This window comes from Methylocystis sp. (assembly GCF_021731785.1).
GTDB lineage: Bacteria > Pseudomonadota > Alphaproteobacteria > Rhizobiales > Beijerinckiaceae > Methylocystis.
On sequence record NZ_JAKFWS010000058.1, the window covers coordinates 12,149 to 37,954 of the forward strand.

23 protein-coding genes are annotated in these 25,806 nt (G+C 62.7%); 15 read left to right on the top strand and 8 right to left on the bottom strand.

From position 1 onward, the window contains the following. Window positions 1–106 precede the first annotated feature (106 nt). The 4 genes from QZ964_RS11135 to QZ964_RS11150 form a co-directional block, all read right to left on the bottom strand. The gene (locus QZ964_RS11135; protein WP_292531698.1) at window positions 107–886 is read right to left on the bottom strand and encodes a class I SAM-dependent methyltransferase; all 780 of its coding nucleotides are present in this window, start codon (window positions 884–886) and stop codon (window positions 107–109) included. 492 nt (window positions 887–1,378) lie between these two features. Then, window positions 1,379–3,343, bottom strand: coding sequence for a protein meaA (locus QZ964_RS11140; protein ID WP_292531758.1), 1,965 nt, complete (start codon window positions 3,341–3,343; stop codon window positions 1,379–1,381). A 77-nt stretch (window positions 3,344–3,420) separates the two neighbouring features. Next, window positions 3,421–3,831 carry a type II toxin-antitoxin system VapC family toxin gene (locus QZ964_RS11145; RefSeq protein WP_292531699.1) on the bottom strand — a complete coding sequence of 137 codons (411 nt, stop codon included), beginning with the start codon at window positions 3,829–3,831 and terminating at the stop codon, window positions 3,421–3,423. Continuing rightward, the gene (locus QZ964_RS11150) at window positions 3,828–4,067 is read right to left on the bottom strand and encodes a type II toxin-antitoxin system Phd/YefM family antitoxin (RefSeq protein WP_292531700.1); all 240 of its coding nucleotides are present in this window, start codon (window positions 4,065–4,067) and stop codon (window positions 3,828–3,830) included. The genes QZ964_RS11145 and QZ964_RS11150 overlap by 4 nt, the downstream gene beginning before the upstream one ends. Before the next feature lie 197 nt (window positions 4,068–4,264). Here QZ964_RS11150 and ccrA point away from each other — a divergent pair, with 197 nt between their 5' ends. Continuing rightward, window positions 4,265–5,521 carry a crotonyl-CoA carboxylase/reductase gene (gene ccrA, locus QZ964_RS11155; protein WP_292531702.1) on the top strand — a complete coding sequence of 419 codons (1,257 nt, stop codon included), beginning with the start codon at window positions 4,265–4,267 and terminating at the stop codon, window positions 5,519–5,521. A 20-nt stretch (window positions 5,522–5,541) separates the two neighbouring features. Here ccrA and QZ964_RS11160 read toward each other — a convergent pair whose 3' ends face one another. Continuing rightward, complete coding sequence (locus tag QZ964_RS11160) at window positions 5,542–7,500, bottom strand: DUF4396 domain-containing protein (protein WP_292531703.1); 1,959 nt, start codon at window positions 7,498–7,500, stop codon at window positions 5,542–5,544. A 350-nt stretch (window positions 7,501–7,850) separates the two neighbouring features. Here QZ964_RS11160 and sucD point away from each other — a divergent pair, with 350 nt between their 5' ends. The 6 genes from sucD (at window position 7,851) to groL (ending at window position 15,885) form a co-directional block, all read left to right on the top strand. After that, a complete protein-coding gene (gene sucD / locus QZ964_RS11165) occupies window positions 7,851–8,735 on the top strand; it encodes a succinate--CoA ligase subunit alpha (protein ID WP_292531705.1) in 885 nt (294 codons plus the stop codon). A gap of 72 nt (window positions 8,736–8,807) precedes the next feature. After that, window positions 8,808–11,795 (top strand): 2-oxoglutarate dehydrogenase E1 component, encoded by a 2,988-nt coding sequence (locus QZ964_RS11170; RefSeq protein ID WP_292531707.1) that lies wholly within the window; start codon window positions 8,808–8,810, stop codon window positions 11,793–11,795. A 27-nt stretch (window positions 11,796–11,822) separates the two neighbouring features. Next, window positions 11,823–13,109 carry a 2-oxoglutarate dehydrogenase complex dihydrolipoyllysine-residue succinyltransferase gene (odhB, locus tag QZ964_RS11175; protein ID WP_292531709.1) on the top strand — a complete coding sequence of 429 codons (1,287 nt, stop codon included), beginning with the start codon at window positions 11,823–11,825 and terminating at the stop codon, window positions 13,107–13,109. Window positions 13,110–13,215: 106 nt separating this feature from the next. Beyond that, window positions 13,216–13,485, top strand: a complete 270-nt coding sequence (locus tag QZ964_RS11180) for a DUF1150 domain-containing protein (protein ID WP_292531710.1) — start codon at window positions 13,216–13,218, stop codon at window positions 13,483–13,485. Window positions 13,486–13,918: 433 nt separating this feature from the next. Further along, window positions 13,919–14,206 carry a co-chaperone GroES gene (gene groES, locus QZ964_RS11185; RefSeq protein ID WP_292531711.1) on the top strand — a complete coding sequence of 96 codons (288 nt, stop codon included), beginning with the start codon at window positions 13,919–13,921 and terminating at the stop codon, window positions 14,204–14,206. Between the two features lie 41 nt (window positions 14,207–14,247). Then, entirely contained in the window at window positions 14,248–15,885 is a 1,638-nt protein-coding gene (gene groL / locus QZ964_RS11190) for a chaperonin GroEL (RefSeq protein WP_292531712.1), read from the top strand. Window positions 15,886–15,994: 109 nt separating this feature from the next. Here the strand turns inward: groL and QZ964_RS11195 are convergent, their stop codons facing one another. Further along, complete coding sequence (locus tag QZ964_RS11195; protein WP_292531714.1) at window positions 15,995–16,498, bottom strand: ferritin-like domain-containing protein; 504 nt, start codon at window positions 16,496–16,498, stop codon at window positions 15,995–15,997. Window positions 16,499–16,762: 264 nt separating this feature from the next. Here QZ964_RS11195 and QZ964_RS11200 point away from each other — a divergent pair, with 264 nt between their 5' ends. From QZ964_RS11200 to QZ964_RS11215, 4 genes are all read left to right on the top strand, one after another. Next, window positions 16,763–16,909 carry an aa3-type cytochrome c oxidase subunit IV gene (locus QZ964_RS11200; RefSeq protein ID WP_292531715.1) on the top strand — a complete coding sequence of 49 codons (147 nt, stop codon included), beginning with the start codon at window positions 16,763–16,765 and terminating at the stop codon, window positions 16,907–16,909. Between the two features lie 70 nt (window positions 16,910–16,979). Continuing rightward, window positions 16,980–18,107 (top strand): Re/Si-specific NAD(P)(+) transhydrogenase subunit alpha, encoded by a 1,128-nt coding sequence (locus QZ964_RS11205; protein ID WP_292531717.1) that lies wholly within the window; start codon window positions 16,980–16,982, stop codon window positions 18,105–18,107. Between the two features lie 38 nt (window positions 18,108–18,145). Next, entirely contained in the window at window positions 18,146–18,598 is a 453-nt protein-coding gene (locus tag QZ964_RS11210) for an NAD(P) transhydrogenase subunit alpha (RefSeq protein WP_292531719.1), read from the top strand. 4 nt (window positions 18,599–18,602) lie between these two features. Then, window positions 18,603–20,000 (top strand): NAD(P)(+) transhydrogenase (Re/Si-specific) subunit beta, encoded by a 1,398-nt coding sequence (locus QZ964_RS11215; RefSeq protein WP_292531721.1) that lies wholly within the window; start codon window positions 18,603–18,605, stop codon window positions 19,998–20,000. Window positions 20,001–20,119: 119 nt separating this feature from the next. Here QZ964_RS11215 and QZ964_RS11220 read toward each other — a convergent pair whose 3' ends face one another. Both QZ964_RS11220 and QZ964_RS11225 read right to left on the bottom strand, forming a co-directional pair. Further along, window positions 20,120–22,750, bottom strand: a complete 2,631-nt coding sequence (locus QZ964_RS11220; protein ID WP_292531723.1) for a TonB-dependent receptor — start codon at window positions 22,748–22,750, stop codon at window positions 20,120–20,122. 75 nt (window positions 22,751–22,825) lie between these two features. Beyond that, a complete protein-coding gene (locus QZ964_RS11225) occupies window positions 22,826–23,203 on the bottom strand; it encodes a DUF2946 family protein (protein WP_292531725.1) in 378 nt (125 codons plus the stop codon). A gap of 124 nt (window positions 23,204–23,327) precedes the next feature. Between QZ964_RS11225 and QZ964_RS11230 the strand changes: the two genes are divergently transcribed. The 4 genes from QZ964_RS11230 (at window position 23,328) to QZ964_RS11245 (ending at window position 25,799) form a co-directional block, all read left to right on the top strand. Next, on the top strand, window positions 23,328–23,744 hold the full coding sequence (locus tag QZ964_RS11230; RefSeq protein WP_292531726.1) for a DUF2946 family protein: 417 nt from the start codon (window positions 23,328–23,330) through the stop codon (window positions 23,742–23,744). 161 nt (window positions 23,745–23,905) lie between these two features. After that, window positions 23,906–24,550: a MotA/TolQ/ExbB proton channel family protein gene (locus QZ964_RS11235; protein WP_292531728.1), complete on the top strand. Its 645-nt coding sequence runs from the start codon at window positions 23,906–23,908 to the stop codon at window positions 24,548–24,550. Then, the gene (locus QZ964_RS11240; RefSeq protein WP_292531729.1) at window positions 24,550–25,080 is read left to right on the top strand and encodes a biopolymer transporter ExbD; all 531 of its coding nucleotides are present in this window, start codon (window positions 24,550–24,552) and stop codon (window positions 25,078–25,080) included. Before QZ964_RS11235 ends, QZ964_RS11240 begins: the two co-directional genes overlap by 1 nt. After that, window positions 25,077–25,799, top strand: a complete 723-nt coding sequence (locus QZ964_RS11245; RefSeq protein ID WP_292531731.1) for an energy transducer TonB — start codon at window positions 25,077–25,079, stop codon at window positions 25,797–25,799. The genes QZ964_RS11240 and QZ964_RS11245 overlap by 4 nt, the downstream gene beginning before the upstream one ends. Window positions 25,800–25,806: the final 7 nt, after the last annotated feature.

Below are 25,806 nucleotides of genomic sequence, written 5' to 3' on the forward strand. Positions count from 1 at the left end.
CCCGGCCTACCGATAGGCGGGCGCAGCCTTTCGGCAGTGCGCCGATCGAGCGGAGCGCGGCCGCCGCCTCCCCATCCATCTCCTGCGCGAAGCGCGGGGCGAGCGGCTAACGGCTTGCCTTCACTACGAACACCATTTGCGTCGAATTCTCTTCGAACGGCTTTAGGTCATATGAACCGTAAAACTCTTCGATTTCGAGCCTGGCAGCCTCGCATAAGGCCTCGATTTCTGGGAACGAAAAGAAATGCATCTCGAGAGACTGTATCGCCTCGTGGACGGCATTATTGCCGTCCAGCAGGCGAAATATGAGACTGCCGATCATTACCTGATCCTTTTGACGATATCCCTCGCGCCGGAAGAACATTCGCCCGACCCTGTCGGAATTAGATTCCGGCCGCCATTCGGCGGCGAGATATTCCTCTCCAAATTGAGAGGCAAGCGACTCGTAATTGGGAAACGCGACGTCGAAGATAAGTCGTCCCGAATCCAATAGATGATTCTTCGCCGCGGCCAAGGCCTGCAGCTTATCCTCGATAGTAATCATGTGTTGTAAAGTTCGGAATGGAATAGTGACAAGGCGATATCGCCTCGCAAGCTCGATGCGCCGCATATCGCCGAGGTAAATGTTGGGCTCCGGACGCATGTCGGCAATTTTGCTTTTGAGGATCGAAATCATCGCCTCTGAAACATCTATTCCATCTATTTCGATGCCCATGTCGGCAATCGGCTTGAGAATCCGCCCTGTGCCACAGCCAATTTCAAGGACCGGCCCCCCAAACCGTCGGGCGAATGATTTATACATTTCCACATCGCGAAGATCGGCGGCGGCGCCATAGGCTTCGTCGTAATATTTGGCTACTACATCGAAACAAGGAATCGGTTCCATAAGGGCCACCTAATTCGATAATCCGATGTAACCCTCCACCTTCAATAGAGTCGCTTGTTTCGGCGCAATCTCAGGTACCGCACAAGCGCGCTACTGGCGCCAACTCGCCACGACCGATCAGTGAAACTGGAAATCCTGCGAGAGATAAAGCTCCCGACCATTCGGGGGAGGCGGCGGACGAATGCTCGCGAAAACACGGCGTAGAATTTCTGCGTGGGCCGCCGTACCGCCCGTAATTCGAACTATCCTCATACGCCCGCTTGGCGCGATCTTGAACGCCACGCCAACACGCGCTTCCCCTGCGGATTGAGACTGCGGTATTCGTCGCCGCAGCTCCAGCGCCAGCCAATTGCTATATCCACCCATTTTGCCAAGGTCGCCGCTTATCGAAGGATCCGGCGTGGGCGCAAGATATTGCGCCTGCGCGAATGGCGAAGCGAGCAACGCTACAAATAAAGCGGCTGTGAGCGAAAATCTGTGCATCAGCTATTTTTAAACTGCCGCCTTCTCGATGATATGGGCGAGGTCGGTCATGATGGCGTTGAGGTCATAATTCTTCGGCGTGTAAACCGCCGCGACGCCCGCTTCGCGCAGCAGCTTCTCGTCGGCAGGCGGAATGATGCCGCCGACGACGAGCGGCGCCTCGACGCCTTCCTGCTTCATCAGCTTGATCACCTCATGCGCGAGCGTCACATGCGAGCCTGAGAGAATGGAGAGGCCGATGCAATGCGCGCCTTCCTTCTTCGCCGCCTCGACAAGTTCAGCCGGCGTCGAGCGGATTCCGGCATAGATCACGTCGAAGCCGGCGTCGCGGGCGCGCACCGCAATCTGCTCGGCGCCATTCGAATGGCCATCGAGGCCCGGCTTGCCGACCAGGAACTTCGCCCGCTTGCCGAGCTTTTGCGACACGCGTTCGACTTCGCCGCGCACCGCGTCGAGCGCGCCGCCGACCTGGCGCGCGGTCGAGGACACGCCCGTCGGCGCGCGATATTCCCCGAACACCCCGCGCAGCACATTGCCCCATTCGCCGGTGGTGACCCCCGCCTTCGCCGCGGCGATGGACGGCTCGACCATGTTGCGGCCTTCCTTGGCCGCGCGCGCAAGGTCTTCGATCGCTTCCCGAGCGGCCTTCTGGTCGCGGGCTTCACGCCAAGCCTTCAGCCGCGAAATCTGCTCGGCTTCGACATGTTCAGGCACGACCATGATCTGGTCGTCGCCTGAAGCCAGCGGCGACGGCTCGCCGCCGGTGAATTTGTTGACGCCGACGACGATCTGCTCGCCGGCCTCGATCGACTCGAGGCGCGCGGTATTGGCTTCGACGAGCTTGCCCTTCATGTAGCCGATCTCGACCGCCGCCGCGGCGCCGCCGAGGTCTTCGATCTTCTTGAGTTCGGCTTTCGCCTCGGCCTTCAGTTCTGCGACCTTGCGGGCGATCTCCGGGTTGCCGTCGAAGATGTCGCCATATTCCAACAGGTCGGTCTCATAGGCCATGATCTGCTGCATGCGCAGCGACCATTGCTGATCGAAGGGCCGCGGCAGTCCGAGCGCCTCGTTCCAGGCTGGAAGCTGCACGGCGCGGGCGCGCGCGTTTTTGGAGAGAACGACGGCCAGCATCTCGATCAGGATGCGATAGACGTTGTTTTCCGGCTGCTGCTCGGTGAGGCCGAGCGAATTGACCTGCACGCCATAGCGGAAGCGGCGAAGCTTTTCGTCCTTCACGCCATAGCGCTCGCGCGTGATCTCCTCCCAAAGCTCGGCGAACGCCCGCATTTTGCACAGTTCGGTAACGAAGCGCATGCCGGCGTTGACGAAGAAGGAGATGCGGCCGACGACCTGAGCGAAGTCTTCCTCAGGCATTCCCGCGGCTTTCACACCGTCGAGAATGGCGACGGCGGTGGCGAGCGCATAAGCGAGTTCCTGCGACGGCGTCGCACCCGCTTCCTGCAGATGGTAGGAGCAGACGTTCATCGGGTTGAACTTCGGGCATTCCTTCGTTGTGAAGAGAATGAGGTCCTGCGTCAGGCGCAGCGACTGCGTCGGCGGGAAGACATAAGAGCCGCGCGACAGATATTCCTTGATGATGTCGTTTTGGGTCGTGCCCTGCAGCTTCGCGCGCGGCGCGCCCTGTTCCTCGGCGGCGGCGATATAGAGCGCCATCAGCCACACGGCGGTGGCGTTGATGGTCATCGATGTGTTCATCTCGCTGAGCGGGATGCCGTCGAAAAGCGTGCGCATGTCGCCCAGATGCGAGACCGGCACGCCCACCTTGCCGACCTCGCCGCGCGAGAGGATGTGGTCGCTGTCATAGCCGGTTTGCGTCGGCAGATCGAAGGCGATGGAGAGACCGGTCTGGCCCTTGGCGAGATTGGAGCGATAAAGCTTGTTGGACTCGCTGGCCGTCGAGTGGCCGGCGTAGGTGCGAAACATCCAGGGCTTGTCGCGGCGCGGGGCGGACATCTCGTTCACTTTATTGGCTCCTCCGCCAGTTGCGATAGCACATGACCCTGTTTTGACAAGATGAGGCCCGGGGCGGCTTAGATCAGGGTCTCGACGCCGGCGACGCGCGCCGCCTGCGCCAAGGCGGCGTCGAGGGTCGCCAGCGGCAGGCGGCGACGTTGCGCAAGCTCAAGATAGGCGGCGTCGTAGACGGTGAGCGTGTAGAGCGCGGCGAGCCGTATTGTTGTTGTCCAAGCCTGTTCGTCGCTCTCTTCGTCCACAACAATCGAGATTTTCTCGAACCGGTCAAAGGCGATTTTCGGGAAGCCGAGCGTCACCCGTCCCCTCCGCTCGGCGAGCGCCAGAACATTGGCGACTTCATATCGCCACAAGCTTGGAACGACTATGCCTTCGTCGATGACCCTATGGAATGTCACAAGAATCTTAGGCGCGATCTCTTCGTCGAAGCAATAGGCAAGCGCGACTGAACTATCGAGGACCAGACTCACGGGCGCCCTTCGTTGATCAAATCCTTGATCTTGAGACCGTCGAGCTTGTTGCCTTTCGAGAGTTCGCGAAGCTCTTCCATCGCCTTGCGCGCGCGCTCTATGTTACGCTCCGCTCGTACGGGCGCGAGCCGGGCGACAGGTTTACCGCGCCGGGTGATGACGATTTCCTCGCCTTTCTCGACTCGATCGAGGAGACTGCCGAGTGTGTTTTTTGCCTCAAAGGCGCCGATTTCCATCGTTTGTCCCATCAACTGGCTTAACCAGCTTAATGATAAGGGTTGGAGCGCTATTCGGCAATGCGCCGGGGCGATCCGCTTCGCGATAAAGGGCAGTCGGCGCCGGCAACTTAGGACTATTCGGGCGGCGCCGCCCCGTCTATAAGCTCCCGCCAATGCCAAGGCCCGACAAGGGCGGCAAGGCAAGGAGCCCAAAATTGACCGACAAGAAAGACCTCTATGAGATGGGCGAGATTCCGCCGCTCGGGCATGTGCCGAAAAACATGTACGCCTGGGCGATCCGCAAGGAGCGGCACGGCCCGCCGGAAACCGCCATGCAGCTCGAGGTCCTGCCGACCTGGGAGCTCGACAGCCACGACGTGCTCGTTCTCGTGATGGCGGCCGGGGTCAATTACAATGGCGTCTGGGCGTCGCTCGGAGAGCCGGTGTCTACCCTCGACGTTCACAAAAATCCTTATCACGTCGCCGGCTCCGACGCCTCGGGCATCGTCTGGGCGGTCGGCTCCAAAGTGAAGCGCTGGAAGGTCGGCGACGAGGTCATCATCCACTGCAACCAGGACGATGGGGACGACGAGGAATGCAACGGCGGCGATCCGATGTTCTCACCCTCGCAGCGCATCTGGGGCTATGAGACGCCCGACGGCTCCTTCGCCCAGTTTTGCCGCGTCCAGGACCGCCAGCTCATGGAGCGCCCCAAGCACCTCACTTGGGAAGAGGCGGCCTGCTACACCTTAACGCTCGCCACCGCCTATCGCATGCTCTTTGGCCACGCGCCGCATCAATTGAAGCCCGGCGACAATGTGCTGGTGTGGGGCGCCTCCGGCGGCCTCGGCGTTTTCGCCGTGCAGCTCTGCGCCGCCTCGGGCGCCAACCCCATCGGCGTCATCTCGGATGAGAGCAAGCGCGATTACGTGATGTCGCTTGGCGCCAAGGGCGTCATCAACCGTAAGGACTTCAAGTGCTGGGGGCAGCTGCCGAAGGTCAACACGCCCGAATTCAACGAATGGACCAAAAACGCGCGCGCCTTCGGCAAGGCGATCTGGGACATCACCGGCAAGAAGGACGTCGACATCGTCTTTGAACATCCGGGCGAGCAGACCTTTCCCGTCTCCTGTCTCGTGGTGAAGCGCGGCGGCATGGTGGTGTTCTGCGCCGGCACGACCGGCTTCAATCTCACCTTCGACGCGCGCTATGTGTGGATGCGTCAGAAGCGCATTCAGGGTTCCCATTTCGCGCATCTGAAGCAGGCGTCGGCCGCCAACCGCTTCGTTCTCGACCGGCGCGTCGATCCCTGCATGTCGGAAGTGTTCTCCTGGGAGAAAATCCCGGTGGCGCATACCAAAATGTGGAAGAACGAACATGCGCCGGGGAATATGGCGGTGCTGGTGATGTCGCCGAAGCCCGGTTTGCGCACGGTCGAGGACGTCAATGAGGCCTATGCAGCCCAGAAGTAGAGCGTCGCGCAATGGCGGATCTACTCCACTTCAATGATCGCCATCAGCCCGCCGCCGCCCTTAGTTTCAGTATTGTCGTTGCTGGTGTGATGGGGGATGTGGCAGTGGATCAGCCACTTCCCCCGCTCCCGCGCCGTCCACACGACGTCATAGCGTTGGCCCGGACCGACATTGACCGTGTCGGCTAGGTAGCGTGCGCTCTTTTGCAGCGTTTCGCCGTCGCGCGCGACGACTTCGAACGGTCCGCCATGAATGTGCATCGGATGGATGAAGCCGTTGTTGGTGCCGACGAAGCGCACTTTGAGCGTTTCGCCAAGCTTCATCCGGATCGTGTCGGTTGATGGATAGGATTTGCCGTTGATGGTGAAATAATTCGGTTGCATGCCGTCCATCGGCATCGCCGGGAACGTCAGGCCGTCGCGCCACAGCCATTCCTGCAGCTGAATGACATAGTCGTGATCGGCGCCGATTTCCGCCGCGGCGTCGGCGGGATCAATGATCAGCGCGCCGTAGAGGCCAAGCGCCTGCGTTCGGTCGGGCTCGGCGTGTGGGTGATAAAAATAGGTTCCGTGCTGCCTTGCGGTGAATTCATAGTCGAAGAACCCGGAAGGCTGAATTGGCGCTTGGGTGATCTCGCTCGGCCCATCCATGGCGTTGGGAAGAATGAGCCCGTGCCAGTGAACGGTCGTCGCTTCGGGCAAATGGTTGCGCACCCGAATGCGCACCCTGTCTCCTTCACGAATATGGATGCGCGGACCAGGTATCTGATTGTTGTAGGCGTAGGCGTCGACCGCGACGCCGGGCAGGATGCGCCAGCGGATGACTGAGGCGGTAAGCTCGAAGACCTTGACGCCGGTGTCGATCGTGAAAGGCAGCTCCCGATCGCCGCGGGCTTCAATCGGAAACTGCGCGTCAACCAGCCGCGAATCCGCGAAACTCATCTCGCGCATCGCGTCGGCCGTTGTGTCGCGATACATGAGCATTCCCGGCGGCATGATGAGGCCGCCCACCTCATGCGCCGAAAGCCGCATGTTCACCGAATTGGCGGGCGCGAGCATGCCGGTGGCGAGAAGAACGAGCGACGCGAGGCTGAAAGCGGCGATCTGTGCTGAGGTTGCCTCGGGCGTCGCATGCATATGCATCGAGGCGGCGCGGGGGTCGGCGCGCGGACCGTTCTCGGGATGCGCTGCGGAACCCTCGCTCATGCCGGAATGTTCGCCGTGATGGTGATGCTGATGGCTCGCCGCATCCGATCCGACCTTTTCAGTCGTCTGATGTTCGGCGGGTTTCTCGACGGGAACCTCTTGCGCCCGCTCGGTCATCAGCCCGTGCTTGATGCCCTGTGCGACCATCCAGACATTTGACGGATAGGCCGTGGCGAAGCCCGCCATCACGCCAAGCGACATGACGCCCCAGAATATCAGTTCGGTTGGAACCATCGCGCGCATGTCATGGCCCATCATCAGGAAGCTCATCACCGGCGCCATGCCAGCCATCATGAAATTCATGCTGATGAATTCGGGAAAGAAGCTGCGCCGCACATTCTCCCAATAGGTCCCGCCCATCATCTCTTTCATGAACAGCGACTGGAAGATGAAGAGGCCGAAGGCGAAGCCTGCGAGATATTCGACGATGAGGTCGAGCCACATCGGCAGGCCGAGCGAAGCGACGATGACGGCGGCGAGGATGATGCCCGTCGCGTCGCCGGCGACGCAATGGATGGTGGAGCCGACCCCCTGCTTCCACAGCGGGCGCACGAATTGCTCATGCGTCCCTGGTCGCGGCTCCTTGTCGGCCAGTACATAGAGCAGAAGGCCGAAGGGTCCGGTGTAGAGCGTAACGAGGACGAATCCCCATTTCATCACTGCCGGTTCGGGATTTTTGGCGCCATCGATTGCGACGTAGAGCGTGCAGGCGGCGGTCAGCGCGAACCAGCTTGCCAGATAATAGTCGACCGGCAGAACGAAAAGCGAATGCATGTCGGCCTTCCTCAGCTCAGGGAACGCGCCGCGCCTCTTCGCCCATTCTTTGTAGATTTAATCCCGACGCAAGGCGATGGGCGCGACGGCGATGGGACTCCGGGGAGCGAAAGCCGGGGACGACCGCCGATTTTTGTTTTGGTTCATTGATCATAAAGGTTGGCGGCGTCACAGTCGTCGAGGTCCTGAGGGCGATCGCGGCCCCCTGTCGCAGGGGCCTTTGCCGCCTTGTGCGGCCGAGCTTTTGTCAATAGGTTCCGCGCCGGCGACGACGGGCGGCGGCTGCCGGTTTTTCGCTTGAACGTAAAAGGCGCGCGCGCCGTTTCGCTTGCTTTCAGGATTTCGCCTTCATGTCCGTGCTGATCGACAAGAACACCAAAGTCATCACTCAAGGCTTCACCGGCAAAACCGCCACCTTCCATTCTGTCCAGGCCCTCGACTACGGGACCAAAATGGTCGGCGGCGTCTCGCCGGGCAAAGGCGGCTCGATCCATCTCGACCTCCCGGTTTTCGACACGGTCGCCGAAGCCCGCGCAAAGACCGGCGCCGACGCTTCTGTGGTCTATGTGCCGCCGCCGGGCGCGGCCGACGCCATCTGCGAAGCGATTGAGGCGGAAATCCCGCTCATCGTCTGCATCACCGAGGGCGTTCCGGTTCAGGACATGATCCGGGTCAAGCGCGCGCTCTGCGGCTCCAAATCGCGCCTCATCGGGCCGAACTGCCCGGGCGTCGTCACCGCCGGCGAGAGCAAGATCGGCATCATGCCCGGCAATATTTTCTCGAAGGGCTCGGTCGGCGTCGTATCGCGCTCCGGCACGCTGACCTATGAGGCCGTGTTCCAGACGACGCGCGAGGGTTTAGGTCAAACGACGGCGGTCGGCATCGGCGGCGACCCGGTGAAAGGCACGGATTTTATCGAAGTGCTGGAGTTGTTTCTCGCCGACGAGGCGACTAAGTCCATCATCATGATTGGCGAGATCGGCGGGTCGGCGGAAGAGGACGCGGCCCAATTCTTGAAAGACGAGGCCAAGCGCGGCCGCAGGAAGCCGATGGTGGGATTCATCGCGGGACGCACCGCGCCGCCTGGCCGCCGAATGGGCCATGCGGGCGCCATCGTCTCGGGCGGCAAAGGCGACGCCGAAAGTAAAATCGCGGCCATGGAGTCGGCGGGCATCAAAGTGTCGCCCTCGCCTGCAAGGCTCGGTAAGACATTGGTCGAAGCGCTGAAGGGCTAGCCGCCCTGGTCCGCTCAACGCTTCGAAAGTCGTCGGCGCCTTTGAGCGCCGGCGCTTTTGGGAAAGATTGAGATGGCGCGTTTTGAAACCAATGGCGGCGCCGGACCAGCGCCGGCCGGCGCACGCTCGCCGCAAAACGATTTTCTCGCTTCGACATCCTTCCTGCAGGGCGCAAACGCCAGCTATTTGGAAGGCCTGCTTGCGGCCTATGAAGCCGATCCTTCGTCGGTCAGTCCCGACTGGCGCAATTTCTTCGCCGAGATGGGCCTCAAGCCGCAGCAGAAGACCGCCCTAGACGGGCCGAGTTGGGCGCGACGCGACTGGCCGCAGCCGCCAAACGGCGAATGGGTCGGCGCGCTCGTCGGCGAGGCGCCGGCGCCTGATAAAGCGCCAGCCGCTCCCGCCGGCGCCCGCGCCCTCACTGGCGAAGATGTGTTGCGTGCGACGCGCGACTCGGTGCGCGCGCTGATGATGATCCGCGCCTATCGCATGCGCGGCCATCTCCATGCCAATCTCGATCCGCTCGGACTGGAGCAGCGTCACGATCACGGCGAGCTCAATCCGCAGACCTACGGTTTCACCGACGAGGATTACGAGCGCAAAATCTTCCTCGATGGCGTATTGGGCATGCGCTACGCCACGCTCTTCGAAATGGTCACGATCCTGCGCCGCACATACTGCGGCACGATCGGCTTCGAATTCATGCATATCTCCAATCCGGAGGAAAAGGCCTGGCTGCAGGCACGCATCGAAGGCCCGAAGAAGGAGATCGTCTTTACCGAGCAAGGCAAGCGCGCGATTCTCAACAAGCTCATCGAGGCGGAAGGTTTCGAGAAGTTCCTCGACGTGAAATACACCGGCACCAAGCGCTTTGGCCTCGACGGCGCCGAAGCCATCGTTCCGGCGATGGAGCAGATCATCAAGCGCGGCGGCGCGCTCGGCGTCAAGGAAATCGTTCTCGGCATGGCGCACCGCGGCCGCCTCAATATTCTGTCGCAGGTGATGGCGAAGCCGCATCGCGCCCTGTTTCATGAATTCAAGGGCGGCTCCTTCCTGCCGGACGAAGTCGAAGGTTCAGGCGACGTCAAATATCATCTCGGCGCGTCGTCCGACCGCGTGTTCGACGATAACAGGGTGCATCTCTCGCTGACCGCCAATCCGTCGCATCTTGAGATCGTCGATCCCGTTGTGCTCGGCAAGGTGCGCGCGAAGCAGGATCAGCATCATTGCTCCGACGGCGATCGCCGTTCGGTGATGCCGCTCCTCATCCACGGCGACGCGGCCTTTGCTGGTCAGGGCGTCGTCGCGGAATGTTTCGGTCTTTCCGGATTGAAAGGCCATCGCACCGGGGGGTCGATCCACTTCATCATCAACAATCAGATCGGCTTCACCACCTATCCGCGCTACTCGCGGTCGTCGCCCTACCCGTCCGACGTCGCCAAGATGGTCGAGGCGCCGATTCTCCACGTCAACGGCGACGATCCCGAGGCGGTGGTCTTCGCTGCGCGCGTCGCCGCCGAATTCCGTCAGCAGTTTCAAAAGCCGGTCGTCATCGACATGTGGTGCTATCGGCGGTTCGGCCATAATGAGGGCGACGAGCCGGGATTCACCCAGCCGCTGATGTATAAGAAGATCAGAGCGCACCGCACGACGCTCGATATTTATGCCGATCGTCTGATCGCCGAGGGCGTGATTTCGCGCGACGACGTCGACCGCATGAAGGAAGAGTGGCGCGCGCGGCTCAACCAGGAGTTCGAATCCGGACAGAGCTACAGACCGAATAAGGCGGATTGGCTCGACGGCCGCTGGGCCGGAAAAAAATCAGGCTCGCAGCTCTCGGATAATGAGCGTCGCGGTCAGACCGGCGTCGCGCTGGAGACGCTCCAGCAGATCGGCGAAAAGATCACCTCGGCGCCGACCGATTTTCATCTGCATCGCACGATCCAGCGCTTTCTCGACAATCGACGGGCGGCGATTGAACATGGCGGGCCGATTGACTGGGCGACGGCCGAAGCGCTGGCGATCAGTTCGCTGCTCTATGAGGGCTACAATGTGCGCCTCTCCGGGCAGGACAGCGAACGCGGCACCTTTTCGCAACGTCACAGCGTGCTCCTCGACCAGGAGAATGAGGCCCGCTACCTGCCGTTCAATCACATCGCCGACGGCCAGGGACGCTACGAAGTCGTCAATTCGATGCTTTCGGAAGAGGCGGTGCTCGGCTTCGAATATGGCTATTCGCTCGCCGAGCCCGATGCGCTGGTGCTGTGGGAAGCGCAGTTCGGCGATTTCGCCAATGGCGCGCAAGTGGTCTTCGACCAGTTCATTTCGTCGGCCGAGCGCAAATGGCTGCGCATGTCCGGCCTCGTCTGCCTGCTGCCGCATGGCTACGAAGGCCAGGGTCCGGAACATTCCTCCGCGCGGCTCGAGCGCTATCTGCAGCTGTGCGCCGAAGACAATATGCAGGTCGCCAATTGCACGACGCCTGCGAACTACTTCCACATCCTTCGCCGGCAATTGCACAGAAGCTTCCGCAAGCCTCTGGTGCTGATGACGCCGAAATCGCTGCTGCGGCACAAGCGCGCTGTGTCGCGGCTTGGCGAGATGGGCATGGCCTCAAGCTTTCAGCGGCTGCTTCTCGACGACGCCGAAACGGCGCCGAACGAGACGTTCGTTCTCCAAGCCGACGAAAATATTCGCCGGGTTATTCTGTGTTCGGGCAAGGTCTATTACGATCTGTTCGAGGAGCGGGAGAAACGCGGCGTCGACGATGTGTATCTGCTGCGAGTCGAGCAGCTCTATCCCTTCCCGCTGAAGAACCTCGTCACGGCGCTCGGACGTTTCAAGGACGCCGACGTCGTCTGGTGCCAGGAGGAACCCAAGAACATGGGCGCCTGGTCCTTCGTTGAGTCCTATCTTGAGTGGGTGCTGACGCAGACCGGCGGCAAGTCGAAGCGCGCGCGCTACGTCGGGCGCCCCGCTTCGGCCTCGACCGCCGCGGGCACGATGTCCCGACATCTCGCGCAGCTGAAATTGTTCCTGGACGATGCGTTCGCGGCTTGACGCCCGACGCGAGCAAAGAGAAGGCCGATGGCTGAAATTCGCGTGCCGACCTTAGGCGAATCGGTGACTGAGGCGACCATCGGCCGCTGGTTCAAGAAAGCAGGCGACGCGGTGCGCGCCGACGAAGCGCTCGCCGAACTCGAAACTGACAAGGTCACGCTCGAAGTCAACGCGCCGGCCGCCGGCGTGCTGGCCGAGATCGTGGCAAAGGAAGGCGAGACCGTAGAGCCGGGCGCGCTGCTCGGGCAGATCACTGAGGGAGCGACCGCTCCGGCGAAGGGCAGCGGCGAGGCTACGGCCAAATCCTCCGCGCCCAAGCCAGCGCCGGCGCCGACTGCGCCCGCCGCCCAGCCGGGGCCGTCTCCCGCCGCAACGGCGACGCCGCCCTCGCCTTCCGCCGCCAAAATCGCCGTCGAGCAGGGAATCGACATTGCTCAGGTCCCCGGCAGCGGCAAGCGCGGGCAGGCGCTGAAGTCTGACGTCGTTCAATTCGCCGCCCGTCAGGCGGCGACGCCACAGCCTGCCCAGGAAGCGCAAGCTCCCGCCCAGGACGCAAGGGTCGAAGCGCGAGTCGAGGCGCCTGCCCCCCGCGTCCCCCTGCCGCAGGAAGACGCCCGCCGCGAGGAGCGGGTGAAGATGACACGCTTGCGCCAGACGATCGCGCGCCGTCTGAAAGAAGCGCAAAACGCCGCCGCCATGCTGACGACGTTCAACGAAGTCGACATGTCGAAGCTCATCGAACTGCGCAAGCGCTACAAGGAGCCCTTCGAGAAGCGGCACGGCGTGAAGCTTGGCTTCATGGGCTTCTTCGTGAAGGCCTGTTGCCAGGCGCTTGAGGAAATCCCCGCCGTCAACGCCGAGATCGACGGGACCGACATCATCTACAAGCGCTTTTGCCACATCGGCGTCGCCGTCGGCACCGAGAAGGGGCTCGTCGTGCCGGTGGTGCGCGACGCCGACCGTCTGTCGCTCGCCGAGATTGAACGAACCATCGCCGAACTCGGCCGCAAGGCGCGCGACGGCGCGCTCGACATCAATGATCTGCAGGGCGGCACCTTCACGATCTCGAACGGCGGCGTCTATGGTTCGCTGATGTCGACGCCGATCCTGAACGCGCCGCAGTCCGGCATCCTCGGGATGCACAAGATTCAGGAGCGCGCGGTCGTGATCGACGGCAAAATCGAAGCGCGGCCGATGATGTATCTCGCGCTGTCCTATGATCACCGCCTTGTCGATGGCAGGGAAGCCGTGACTTTCCTGGTGCGGGTCAAGGAGTTGCTTGAAGATCCAGCGAGGCTTGCGCTCGGACTGTAGCCGCCGCCTCTTCAAAATCTCCAAAGCATGCACATCTAATTTCAGACGGCGCGCCGCTTTGTTTGGGCGCCGACGGCGGGTCGAAAGGACCGCCAAGGAGGCAGAAATGGAAATGAAGACCGCGACCGAACCCAGAGAAGCGCCGCTGACGACCGAGCAGTTCGCCCAGCTTGGCGATGGTATCATCGCTTATGTGCGGCCAATGCGCTCGGAGGACGTCAATCGGCTTTACCCGCACGCGCCCCAGATCGCGCCGGGACTGACGATCTTCGCGCTGTTCGGCGCGGATGGTGCGCCGATCGTTCTTGCGGACTCCGAAGAAGGCTGCATCGGCAACGCCCGAGAGAACCATCTGCAGATGGTGAGCCTGCATTAGAGCGCTGGGGCTTTTGGGAGAATCGCCCAAAAGCGAGTATTTGATCGATATCAAATATCGCGCTGGTTTGCGGTGATGCTGAAGGAGCGGTGCTTCTAGCGCTCCGTGAAAATCGACCGAAGCGCTGCATGATCCCGCCTTTGAGGTCGACACGCCGCCGGCAGCGCTTGGCACCCGTCCCGTTTGCGCAGCGTCTGCCGATCCCAGCCCCCATCCATGGGGGCCGCCTCGCCTCCGGTCCTTCCCCTCGCGGATCGCTGGCGCCGCGAGCGCGGCGCCAGCGCTAGCGCGGCCCGTGGCTTGACAGCGCGACGCCCGGCTCCTATGTGCAAGTCGCTTGTTGGCACTCACCTTACATGAGCGCCAACAAGCGTTCGCGTATCCCTTTTTGGCGGGGAAGAACCCCGTCAGGCCAGAAAAGGAAAGATTCACAATGGCGTTCCGTCCCCTCCACGACCGCGTCGTGGTCAAGCGACTCGAAGGCGAGGAAAAAACCAAAGGCGGCATCATCATTCCGGACACCGCGAAGGAAAAGCCGCAAGAGGGCAAGGTGGTTTCCGTCGGCCCCGGCGCCCGCGACGAAAACGGCAAGCTGAACCCGCTCGACGTCAAGGCCGGCGACCGCGTGCTCTTTGGCAAATGGTCCGGCACCGAAGTCAAGATCGACGGCGATGACCTGCTCATCATGAAGGAAAGCGACATTCTCGGCATCGTCGACTGACTCGACGCCGCGTTCGCTTCCAACCCTTAGGAGAATTTTAAATGGCTGCAAAAGACGTCCGTTTCGCCACTGACGCCCGCGACCGCATCATGCGAGGCGTCGAGATCCTCAACAACGCAGTGAAGATCACGCTCGGTCCCAAGGGCCGCAACGTCGTGATCGAGAAGAGCTTCGGCGCCCCGCGCATCAGCAAGGACGGCGTCACCGTCGCCAAGGAAATCGAGCTTGCCGATAGGTTCGAAAACCTCGGCGCTCAGCTCGTCCGCGAAGTCGCCTCCAAGCAGAACGACATCGCTGGCGACGGCACCACGACGGCGACGGTTCTCGCCGCTTCGATCGCCCGCGAAGGCTCCAAGGCAGTCGCCGCGGGCCTCAACCCGATGGATCTGAAGCGCGGCGTCGATCTCGCCGTCGAAGCCATCGTCGCCGATCTCAAGCAGCATTCGAAAAAGGTCACCTCAAACGACGAGATCGCCCAGGTCGGCACGATTTCGGCGAACGGCGACAGCTTCATCGGCGAAGAAATCGCCAAGGCGATGCAGAAGGTCGGCAATGAAGGCGTGATCACGGTCGAAGAGGCCAAGAGCCTCGAAACCGAGACCGACATCGTCGAAGGCATGCAGTTCGACCGCGGCTATCTCTCGCCCTACTTCATCACCAACGCCGAGAAGATGATCGCGGAACTCGACGAGCCCTACATTCTCATCCACGAGAAGAAGCTGTCGACGCTGCAGCCGCTGCTGCCGATCCTCGAAGCCGTGGTGCAGACCGGCAAGCCGCTGCTCATCGTCGCCGAGGATATTGAAGGCGAAGCGCTGGCGACGCTCGTCGTCAACAAGCTGCGCGGCGGCTTGAAGATCGCGGCCGTCAAGGCGCCGGGCTTCGGCGATCGCCGCAAGGCGATGCTCGAAGACATCGCGATCCTGACCGGCGGCCAGATGATCGCCGAGGACCTCGGCATCAAGCTCGAAAACGTCACGCTCGCCATGCTCGGCCGCGCCAAGCGCGTGCGCATCGAGAAGGAGAACACGACGATCATCGACGGCGCCGGCGAGAAGAAGGACATCGAGGCGCGCATCTCCCAGATCAAGGGCCAGATCGAGGAGACGACCTCCGACTACGACCGCGAGAAGCTGCAGGAGCGTCTGGCGAAGCTGGCGGGCGGCGTCGCGGTGATCCGCGTCGGCGGCGCGACCGAGGTCGAAGTGAAGGAAAAGAAGGACCGCGTCGACGACGCCCTCAACGCCACCCGCGCGGCGGTCGAGGAAGGCGTGTCGCCGGGCGGCGGCGTGGCGCTGCTGCGCGCCATCAAGGCGCTTAGCGGCGTCAAGGTCGGCAATCCGGATCAGCAGACCGGCGTCGACATCGTCCGTAAGGCGATCCAGGCGCCGGCGCGCCAGATCGTCGACAACGCCGGCGGCGACGGCGCCGTGGTGGTCGGCAAGCTGCTCGAATCTTCCGAATACGGCTACGGCTTCGACGCGCAGAAGGGCGAGTATGGCGATCTGATGAAGCTTGGCATCATCGACCCAACCAAGGTCGTGCGCACCGCGCTGCAGGACGCCGCTTCGATCGCCGGTCTGATCATCACCACCGAGGCGACGATCACCGAAGCGCCGAAGAAGGAAGGCCCGCCCGCCATGCCGGGCGGCGGCGGCATGGGCGGCATGGACTTCTAGGCGCTTCGCCGCTCAGCCGACAATCAAGGCCCCGGACGATCACGTCCGGGGCCTCTTTTTTTGCGGCCTATCGTGGAGGACCGCGCCTTTCCTCATCGAGCGCCGTGTATTAAGCCGCCTTGCGGTTGACGCGCCCTTCGGCAAGCGTAGAGAGTTTGCGGTCGGCATTCTTTTCTTCGTCGAGCGTTTCCGCGAGAAGCTGCGCACAGTCTTCGCGGCCAAGCTCCTTAGCCCAGGCGATCAGCGTGCCGTACCGCGTGATCTCGTAATGTTCGACGGCTTGCGCACTGGCGATTAGCGCGGCGTCCAGCACTTCATTGTCTGCGGTTTCGCCCGAGACCTCATCGGCCTCCTCAAGAATGCCGTCGATCGCCGGGCAATTGATGCCCTTAGGCGCCACGCCATGCATCTCGAATACTGTCTCGAGCCGGCGCACGTGGTTTTCGGTCTCGGCCAGATGCTGCTCGAACGCTTCCCTCAGCCGCGGATCGGAGGCTTTCTCGACCATTTCCGGCAGCGCCTTCAGGATCTGGTTCTCGGCGTAGTAGACGTCGCGCAGCATATGCACGAACAGATCGTCGATCGTCCTGATGTCTTTTGAGAAGAGGCCCATCGTCCTGCTCCGGTTTAGCGGCGCTTGGATCGCCCGCGCGCCGCAAGCGTGCGTTGGAACGCCGCCGCTGCGGGAATGTTCCCCTCCCGGAGCGCAAGGAGCGCCAACAAAACCCCGAACTCGGTCTGTGTTTCGCCTCACCCCGCGCGTCGGCGCGACGCAGGGTCTGGCGCGCCGGAGGCGTTGCCCTGAGGCTTCCGCTCGTTTAGCATGAGCTTCGCGTGCGGCGTCACGCGCGCGTCAGCAAGAATTGGGAGGACCGAGATGGCGAGCTTACGCACGCCGGTGGAGTCGAACGGAGACTGGGCCGAGCACGTAAAGACCTACAAAACATTTTTGCTGCTGCTGAAGATCGCGGCGGCGAGCACCGCAGTGGCGCTGCTCGCGCTGTATTTCTTCGTCGCGCGCTAGGGCCGCGCTCCGTCTTTCACCGCTGTCGGCGACGCTGGCGGCGACGGTTTTTCCGCAACCGGAGTTCGTCATGCGCATCGCCGTATTGGCTGAAACGGATCATTCCGAGCCGCGCGTCGCGGCTACACCTGAGACCGTCAAGAAATTCATAGGGCTCGGCGCCGACGTGGCGGTCGAGGCCGGCGCGGGCGCCACAGCCGGCTTTTCTGACAACGATTACGCCGCCGCCGGCGCGACGATCGCAAATGGCGCAGCGGCCGCCCTGTCGGGAGCGGACGTCGCGCTGCGCGTGCGGCGCCCCTCGGCGGCGGAGCTTGCGGGCGCGAAACCCAATCTCGCGGTGGTCGCGATCATGGATCCCTTTGGCGCGGGGGCTCAGCTTGCCGATCTCGCCAAGAGCGGCGCGATCGCCTTCGCCATGGAGCTGATGCCGCGCATCACGCGCGCGCAAACCATGGACGTTTTATCGTCGCAAGCCAATCTCGCGGGCTACCGCGCTGTCATTGACGCGATGGCCGAATATGGCCGCTCATTTCCGATGATGATGACCGCCGCCGGCACCGTCCCGGCGGCGAAAGTCTTTATAATGGGCGTTGGAGTCGCCGGTTTGCAGGCGATCGCCACGGCGCGCCGGATGGGCGCGATCGTCACCGCGACCGACGTGCGGCCGGCGACGAAGGAGCAGGTCGAATCGCTCGGCGCGAAATTCATCGCCGTCGAAAACGAAGAGTTCAAACAGGCCGAGACCTCCGGCGGCTACGCCAAGGAGATGTCGCCCGAATATCAAAAGGCGCAGGCCGAACTCGTCGCTTCGCACATCGCCAAGCAGGACATCGTCATCACGACGGCGCTGATCCCCGGCCGGCCCGCGCCCAAGCTCGTCTCCGCCGAGATGGTGCGCTCGATGCGGCCTGGCTCGGTCATCGTCGATCTTGCGGCCGAGCGCGGCGGCAACTGCGAATTGACCAAGCCCGGCGAAACAGTGGTCGTCGATGGCGTGAAGATTCTCGGCGCGCTCAACCTCGCCGGCCGCATGGCGTCGACGGCGTCGAGCCTTTACGCCAAGAATTTGCTGGCCTTCGTCGAGACGCTCGTCTCGAAGGACACAAAGCAGCTCGCCATCAATTGGGACGACGAACTTGTCAAGGCGACCGCGCTGACCCGCGACGGCGCCGTCGTCGACGAACGATTCAAATAACCGCCTGCGCGCACAACAAACTAAAGGGGCGTTAAGCGATGACCGACTCTACGCAACAGCTGCTTGAGAAGGCGCAGGCGGCGGCCGAGGCCGCCCGCCATCTCGCCGAACAAGCGCAGCACTATTCGGACGAACTTGCGCATACGGCCGCTGCGGTCGCAGCGCATGGGCTAGCCGGCGGCGCCATCGATCCTTTTGTCTTCCGCGTGGCGATCTTCGCCATGGCGGTGTTCGTCGGCTATTACGTCGTCTGGTCGGTGACGCCGGCTCTGCATACGCCGCTGATGTCGGTCACGAACGCGATTTCTTCTGTGATCATCGTCGGCGCGCTGCTCGCGGCGGGCGTCGAAGGCACGACCGCCGCCGAGGCTTCCGGCTCGTGGTGGGCGAACGCCTTCGGTTTTGTCGCCGTCATTCTCGCCAGCGTGAACATCTTCGGCGGCTTCCTGGTCACCGAACGCATGCTCGCCATGTACAAGAAGAAGGGCTGACGCCATGAGCGCCAATATCGCAGCCCTCCTTTACCTCGTCTCCGGCGTTCTGTTCATCCTCGCGTTGCGCGGCCTCTCGTCGCCGGCGACGTCGCGGCAGGGCAACCGCTACGGCATGATCGGCATGGCCATCGCCGTCGCGACGACCCTGCTGACGCATTTCCCGTCCTTCGGCGGCCTGCTGATGATCGTCGTTGGCGTCGCCATCGGCGGCGGCGCCGGCGCATTCATCGCCCAGCGCGTGCCGATGACGAAAATGCCCGAGCTTGTCGCGGGCTTCCACGCGCTGGTCGGCCTTGCCGCCGTGCTAGTGGCGGCCGGCGCTTTCTTTGCGCCGCGCGCCTTCGGCATCGGCGATTCGAACGAGATTCACGCCGGCAGCCTTGTCGAAATGTCGCTCGGCGCGGCGATCGGCGCGATCACCTTCACCGGATCGATCATCGCCTTCCTGAAGCTTTCCGAGCGCATGACCGGCAAGCCGATCTTGCTGCCGGAACGCCACACCATCAACATCATGCTTGGCGTCGCCCTGCTGGCGCTGACGGCGCTCTTCGTCGGCACGCAGAGCGGCGTGTGGCTCTTCCTGCTGATCCTCGCTTCCTTCACGCTGGGCGTAACGCTGATCATTCCGATCGGCGGCGCCGACATGCCCGTGGTCGTCTCCATGCTCAACTCCTATTCGGGTTGGGCGGCGGCGGGCATCGGCTTCACGCTGGGCAATCTCGCGCTGATCATCACCGGCGCGCTGGTCGGCTCGTCGGGCGCGATCCTCTCCTACATCATGTGCAAGGGGATGAACCGCAGCTTCGTCTCGGTCATTCTCGGCGGCTTCGGCGGCGAGGTGGCCGGACCTGCCGGCGGCAAGGAGACGCGCAACGTCAAACAGGGCTCGGCCGAGGACGCCGCCTATATCATGCAGAACGCCGGCAAGATCATCATCGTGCCCGGCTACGGCATGGCGGTCGCACAAGCGCAGCACGCACTGCGCGAAATGGCTGACATGCTCAAGGAGGAAGGCGTCGACATCAAATACGCTATTCATCCGGTCGCGGGGCGCATGCCGGGTCATATGAACGTGCTGCTCGCTGAGGCCAATGTGCCCTATGACGAAGTGTTCGAGCTCGAGGACATCAATTCGGAATTCGGACAGGCGGACGTGGCCTTTGTCATCGGCGCCAACGACGTGACCAATCCCGCCGCCAAGACTGACAAGACCTCGGCGATCTACGGCATGCCGATCCTCGACGTCGAAAAGGCGAAGACGGTGCTGTTCTTGAAGCGCGGCATGGGCTCGGGCTACGCCGGCGTCGAGAACGAACTCTTCTTCCGGCCCAATACGATGATGCTTTTCGGCGACGCCAAGAAGACCGTCGAGTCGATCGTCAAGTCGCTGGCGCATTAAGCCTCTTTACCGACCCGAAAACAGAACGCCCGGGAGTTTCCTCCCGGGCGTTTCCTTTTTTGTCGTCCCGGCGCATGCGGCGTTCGCGCGAAGCGAAACTTCCCGCTTCGCGCTGGAGACTATTCCCAGTTCCAGGCGACCGGCTGGAACCAGCCGCCGAATTCCGGCCAGCCTTCATTTCCCGTGTAGAAAATGCCCGGCACATTCTTGCCCGTGCCATATTCATACTTCGCCGAGAAGATGAAGGTGCGCTGCGGATAGGGGTGGAATAACGCGAACTTGTAGTTGTTCACATTGTCGATGCCGGCGTCGAACGACCATCGGTCGCTGTATTTGTAATGCGCGTGCAGATCGACCATGAAGAACCGATCCGACGAGCCGAAGATGCCATGCACGAGATCGTTGTTGGCGAGCGTGCGCCAAATGCGATCCTGCCAGCGCATCGCCACCGTGAACGCCCAACTGTCAGTCGGGCGATAGGTGACGCCGAAATCCCAGCGCCATTTCGGCACGCCCGGCGCGTTCTTGCCGGCGACCGACGTAGCCCAGGGAAACTCGAAACTGGTGCCGAACGGCGATGCTGCGGATGGCGCCGAAGGCTGCCAGCGGCTGAACGAGATCACACGTGAATTGACGAAAGTGACGCTGCCGAACAGTTGGAGCCCCTTGTAATAGACGTTGTCCTTCTGCCAGGCGAACTCCGCGCCGGTGTTGCGGATGCGGTCGACGTTGATATTGGCGGTGGCCTGAAAGGCGGATCCGGGAACGATCGTGAAGTTGCTGATGATCGCGTCGCGCGCTTCTTCATCGAAGAGCGACAGCCGCGCCCAGCTGTCGGGACCAAGACTGCGCTGAAAGACGATCTCCTTGGTCAGAGCGGTCTCGGGACGCAGATTGGGATTGGGATTGGTGACGAATCCCGTCGCGCCCGGCGTCGCGGTGAGATTATAGAGCTCGCGCACGGTCGGAAACCGATTGGCCATGCCGACATTGCTGGTGATCGTCCAGTACGGATCCGCCTCCCAGCGCAGCGACGCCTTCGGCGAAACCCGCGTTGAATAGAGATTGGGCTGGAAGATCGGCAACATGGTCGCGACCGTCGCTGTGGAGCCGGTGGCGGCGGCGTTCAAACCGCCAAGGAGCTGATTATAACCGTCGGACGCCTGCCAATGTTCGCCGCGAACGCCGAGCGTCAGCTTCAAGTCTGGACGCAAGCGGATTGCGTCCTGCGCCCAGAGCGCCTGTGTGCGCGTCGTGCCGCTGCCGACCGACTGGACGACGCCATATGACGACGCCATGCCCGCCCCCCAATTCGTCGTGAGCCAGATCGGATTGTTGGAGTGGTATTGATCGCCGTGTATGCCGAAGCTGACGTCATGCATGCCTTCGGGGCCGTCGGGCCGGTAGATGCCCTTCAAATCCAGGAGCGTCCAATAGGTGCCGGTGAAGATCGTGTCGCGTCCGGTGAGCGTATAGCCGCCGAAGGGATTGGCGGCGGTCGACGGCACGCCGCTCCAGGCCGAGCGCGATGAACTATAAGGATAGGTGAAGTGCGAAGCGGAAAGCTCAAAGTCGAAAACGCCCTGCGTATTCGACTTGAGCGCCAGGGAGTTGATCAGGATCGTCTCCTGGTAACGCAGATTAGCGGCGCCGAAGCCTTGCAGCGTCGTCAAGGGAAGCGCCGCCGCTCCGCCGGGAGGTCCGAAAAGCTCGTTACGCCCGCCCGAAACATAGTTCAGCGGCCATGACACGCGGTCGCTGTTGAAGACGCCGACCGTATAGACGCCGCGTATCGTCGGCGTGAAGTCATAGGCAACCTTCACCTTGCCATTGATGAAATTTTCCTCCGAGATCGAACCCGAGCCGACGATCGACTGCGGCACGCCATAGACGTTCTGCGAGAAGATCGCGCCAGGATAGGGATAGAAGCGGCCGGCGTTTAAGAATTGGATTGGCTGGTTGTTGTTCCAGGCGTAATTGAGCGCCACGAAATAAGAGAGATTGCCGATTTTGTCGCCGATGGTGAGCGCCGTCGTCGTCGTCGGCAGGCCGAGCTGAGCGCCCCACCAGGCGAAGTCCTGAACCGCCACAGTTTGCTTCGCGGTGACCTCAAGATGCTCCGGCATGCGCGTCGTGAATTTGATCACGCCGCCAATGGAGTTGCCAGGATATTGCGCCGCGTAAGGTCCATAGAGATAGTCGACGCGCTCGATCTCTTCCGGCGAAACAAGGCCCCAGCGCGGCTGGCCGTCGGTATGGCCGTTGGAGATGAGCTGGCTGATCAGGAGATCGTCGACATAAACCATTGCGCGCGCCGACGAGAGCCCCCAGGTGCGCGTCTGGATCATGCCTTCATTGCCGCCACGCAATTTGCGGATGAACAGGCTCGGCACATATTTGAGCGCGTCCTGGCTGTCGACGATGTTGATTTTCTCTTTGATGTCGCGCTGCGTGACGCTCGCGACCGTATTCGGCAATTGCCAGCGCTGAACGAAGGCGGGCTTGCCGTCGGGAAGCGTCGCGGCCCAGATCGACGGCGTCGAAGGAGCTGGAGCCGGAGCGGGCGCGACATTTGTCGCAACGCCTGGAATCCCGGTCGTCGGGCGCCTGACGGCGCCGCGATGCTGGCCGCCGACGTCAATGGTCGGCAGCGATTGCTGCGCCGCGGCAGGCGTCACGCAAAGTTCGGAAAACGCAATTATGGTGAGGGTGCCGGCGGAAACGCCGCGCAAGAGCGAGTAGCGAGACATGAGATTCTTCCTTCTGGCGCCGGTCAAGGCGGCGCGACTGACCCGAACGGCTTTCGCCGCACTCGTTTCGACAGATCAGACGAAGGAAGGAGGTCCGCGCGTGGGCGCGCTGCGATTTGGCCGGAACAGGACCGGCGTCCGGGCCGGAGGCGCCCGCGGCGCGAGATTGTATTCAATGCCGCGGATCGCGAAAACGGCGTCCGCCGGCGGCAGCGTGCTCCAACCGATCTGGCAGAGCGCGCAGGCGCAGCCCTCGTCGCGATCCATGTCGCCCGCAGGCGCTTGATCCGCATCGCCCTTGGCGAGAGACGCCGCGCTCGCCAGCAAATGGCACTTGGCGATCGGGGCGTTAGGCGCGTCAACGGATTTCGACGCCATCGCCTCGCAAGGCATGACGAGCCTCGCGACGAGCGCTAGGAGTGCGAAGAGAGCGACGAGTTGCCGAATGCGCATAGGCTCTTGGCGAATTCGGCGTCGTTAACTTTAGCGACGCCGGAATTGCACATGAACCGGTAACCCGTGATTTTCCAAGCCTCCTCGCGTTGTCAAAGGTTAAAAAATCAATTAAGAGACAATTATGTCACAGTTGCGCGCCATGCGTCGGGGATTTCGTGCGGCATTCGCCGTCGCCGCCGTTTACGCGCTAATGTTTTCGCTTCTTTTATCGGGCGCCATGCGGCCCGCGCACGCCTTCGCCGACTCCGGTGGAGTCGCTTGCGATCATTCCATCTATCTCGCAGGATCGCATATCGCCGCGGCGCAAGATTCGACCGAGGCGAAGCGCCACGGCGCGCCTGCACAGTCTGGACGTAAATGTCCGGACTGTTGTCTCGCCGCTCACGCGAGCTCCGCGGTTCTGCCCGAGCGCGTGGCTTCGGTCGCACGGCCCGCCGGGCGACCGGCGACGATCCATCTTAACGCCACCGCCGCACGACCGCCCGAAAGTCTGACGTCGAGCAGCGCGAATGGCGCGCGCGCGCCGCCTTCCAACTAGATTTTCTGATATGCGATGGGCTCCAAGCGCGAAGCGCCGGGGTCTGTCCGCGGTTTTCGCCGGTTGAACGGCGCGCATTTCGCGACGACACAATAAAACGAATCTGACGCTCCGCCTGCGCGGTCGCCGCAAGCGCGTCCTCAAGAAAACGAGTGAGTGAAATGGATTACAATACGCTTTCCCCTCTCGCCATGTTCCTCAACGCCGGCCCCGTCGGCAAGGTCGTCATGGCGCTGCTGCTGCTCGCGTCGATCTGGACTTGGGTGCTCATTGTCGAAGGCGTGGTGGCGGTCGTCCGCATCACCAAATCGGCCCGCTCCGCTCGCGCAGGCGGAGACGTCGGCGTTCTCGCGCCCGTCGCAGAAGCAGGCCGCGAAGCTTTCGCGCTCGATCTTCCGGACGAGACGATCGGCGACAAGCGCGCGCGCATCGCCGATCATATGAGCCGCTCGGCGCGCGAGTTCCTGACTAAGGCGGAAGGCGGACTGCCCAATCTCGCCGTTATCTCGTCGGTCGCGCCCTTCGTCGGACTTTTCGGCACGGTGTGGGGCATCATGACGAGCTTCGCCAGCATCGCCCAGTCGCAGGACACGAGTCTCGCGGTCGTCGCGCCGGGCATCGCCGAAGCGCTTGCCGCCACGGCCTATGGACTTGCCGCCGCCATCCCCGCCTCGGTCGGCTACAACCGCATCGGCGCCGCTTTCGCGCGCGTCGGCCAACAGGTCGCCCACTACATCGAAGACGAGTCTCTTCTGATGTGCAGTGGCCATCAGGCGCGTCCGCGTCGCGATCGGGAGGCTGCATAATGGGTATGCCCTCACGTCAGCGCCAGAGCGCAACCGAAGGCCTTTATCAGCCGCTCGCCGATATCAATGTGACGCCGCTCGTCGACGTCATGCTGGTGCTGCTCATCATTTTCATGATCACGGCGCCCTTGCTCGCCAAGGGCGTCAAGGTGAATTTGCCGCAGGCGAGCGCCGCGATGCCGATCAACCAGAAAGAGCCGATCGTCGTGACGGTCGGCAAGGAAGGCAAGATCGCGCTTGGCGCGGACGAAACCTCGCCCGAAGCGCTCATCGACGGCATCAAGGTGATGATGGGCGACGACCAGACGCGCGTCGTTCATATCCGCGGCGACACGGAGGCCGTCTATGGCGAGGTCGTCGCGGTGATGGATAAGCTCGCGACAAATGGGATCACCCATATCGCCATCATGACCAACTCGCGCAGCAAGACCGGCCCGGCCACGAAGGGCGCGCCTGGCCACGCGGCGCCTCCAGCGGCCGGCGCTCCGCCGGCGCATGTTCCAGCCGCGCCCGGAGGGGCGCCGAAATGACCGATCTCGCGCTCGGTCCACAGCAGCAGCAGATGACGCGAGAGGGCGACCGTCCGCCCTCGGACCCGGACCGGGTCAGGCCGCCGTGGCTTCGCTCGGTAACGACCGCCGTGGTCATCGGCGCCCACATCCTGGTCTTCGGCATACTTGCCTATTCGGCCAAGCCGAACGCGATCTCCCTCGACTCGGTCAGCATGGACCTCGTGTCGGAAGGCGACTTCTTCGAGCAGGAGGAAGTCGCCGAAGCCGACGACACGCCGCCGCCCGAAGCGGTCGAGGAGCCCGATATCGCGCTGCCGCCGCCGGTGGTCATGGCGCCCGACGCCGTGCCCCTGCCGGCAAAGAAGGAAGATGTCGACGAGATCAAGAAGAAGGTCGAGCAGCAGCAAGTCCAGCGCGCGCAGCAGCGTCAGCAGGCGCAGGCGCGCAGGCGCTACGGCGCGCCGGAAGGACAGGCCGCGAGTTCGGGCGCATCCCAGGCCACGTGTCTTGCCCATATCGCCGCGGCGCTTCGCCGGCACACGCCTGGCTCGACGAGCCTCGGCCCGGGCCATGCGCATGTGACGTTCCACGTCAATCCGGGCGGCGGTCTGTCGGGCGTTGCGGCGTCGGGGTCGACGTCGGCGCATGCGGCTCTGGCCCGGCGGATCGTGTCGTCCTCGCGCGGTCCAAGCATGTGCGGCTCGGCCTATGTCAGCCAGGCGTTCGCCTTCCATTGACGTCAAT

Excerpts from the sequence above, each read along its gene's own strand:
- QZ964_RS11180 (WP_292531710.1), top strand. The coding sequence starts at position 13,216 with ATGGAAATGAAGACCGCGACCGAACCCAGAGAAGCGCCGCTGACGACC.
- QZ964_RS11200 (WP_292531715.1), top strand. The coding sequence starts at position 16,763 with ATGGCGAGCTTACGCACGCCGGTGGAGTCGAACGGAGACTGGGCCGAG.
- QZ964_RS11160 (WP_292531703.1), bottom strand. The coding sequence starts at position 7,500 with ATGCATTCGCTTTTCGTTCTGCCGGTCGACTATTATCTGGCAAGCTGG.
- QZ964_RS11240 (WP_292531729.1), top strand. The coding sequence starts at position 24,550 with ATGGGTATGCCCTCACGTCAGCGCCAGAGCGCAACCGAAGGCCTTTAT.
- QZ964_RS11140 (WP_292531758.1), bottom strand. The coding sequence starts at position 3,343 with ATGTCCGCCCCGCGCCGCGACAAGCCCTGGATGTTTCGCACCTACGCC.
- QZ964_RS11150 (WP_292531700.1), bottom strand. The coding sequence starts at position 4,067 with ATGGAAATCGGCGCCTTTGAGGCAAAAAACACACTCGGCAGTCTCCTC.
- QZ964_RS11205 (WP_292531717.1), top strand. The coding sequence starts at position 16,980 with ATGCGCATCGCCGTATTGGCTGAAACGGATCATTCCGAGCCGCGCGTC.
- QZ964_RS11225 (WP_292531725.1), bottom strand. The coding sequence starts at position 23,203 with ATGCGCATTCGGCAACTCGTCGCTCTCTTCGCACTCCTAGCGCTCGTC.
- QZ964_RS11135 (WP_292531698.1), bottom strand. The coding sequence starts at position 886 with ATGGAACCGATTCCTTGTTTCGATGTAGTAGCCAAATATTACGACGAA.
- QZ964_RS11215 (WP_292531721.1), top strand. The coding sequence starts at position 18,603 with ATGAGCGCCAATATCGCAGCCCTCCTTTACCTCGTCTCCGGCGTTCTG.
- QZ964_RS11210 (WP_292531719.1), top strand. The coding sequence starts at position 18,146 with ATGACCGACTCTACGCAACAGCTGCTTGAGAAGGCGCAGGCGGCGGCC.
- QZ964_RS11245 (WP_292531731.1), top strand. The coding sequence starts at position 25,077 with ATGACCGATCTCGCGCTCGGTCCACAGCAGCAGCAGATGACGCGAGAG.
- QZ964_RS11220 (WP_292531723.1), bottom strand. The coding sequence starts at position 22,750 with ATGTCTCGCTACTCGCTCTTGCGCGGCGTTTCCGCCGGCACCCTCACC.
- odhB (WP_292531709.1), top strand. The coding sequence starts at position 11,823 with ATGGCTGAAATTCGCGTGCCGACCTTAGGCGAATCGGTGACTGAGGCG.
- groL (WP_292531712.1), top strand. The coding sequence starts at position 14,248 with ATGGCTGCAAAAGACGTCCGTTTCGCCACTGACGCCCGCGACCGCATC.
- groES (WP_292531711.1), top strand. The coding sequence starts at position 13,919 with ATGGCGTTCCGTCCCCTCCACGACCGCGTCGTGGTCAAGCGACTCGAA.
- sucD (WP_292531705.1), top strand. The coding sequence starts at position 7,851 with ATGTCCGTGCTGATCGACAAGAACACCAAAGTCATCACTCAAGGCTTC.
- QZ964_RS11230 (WP_292531726.1), top strand. The coding sequence starts at position 23,328 with ATGTCACAGTTGCGCGCCATGCGTCGGGGATTTCGTGCGGCATTCGCC.
- QZ964_RS11195 (WP_292531714.1), bottom strand. The coding sequence starts at position 16,498 with ATGGGCCTCTTCTCAAAAGACATCAGGACGATCGACGATCTGTTCGTG.
- QZ964_RS11235 (WP_292531728.1), top strand. The coding sequence starts at position 23,906 with ATGGATTACAATACGCTTTCCCCTCTCGCCATGTTCCTCAACGCCGGC.
- QZ964_RS11170 (WP_292531707.1), top strand. The coding sequence starts at position 8,808 with ATGGCGCGTTTTGAAACCAATGGCGGCGCCGGACCAGCGCCGGCCGGC.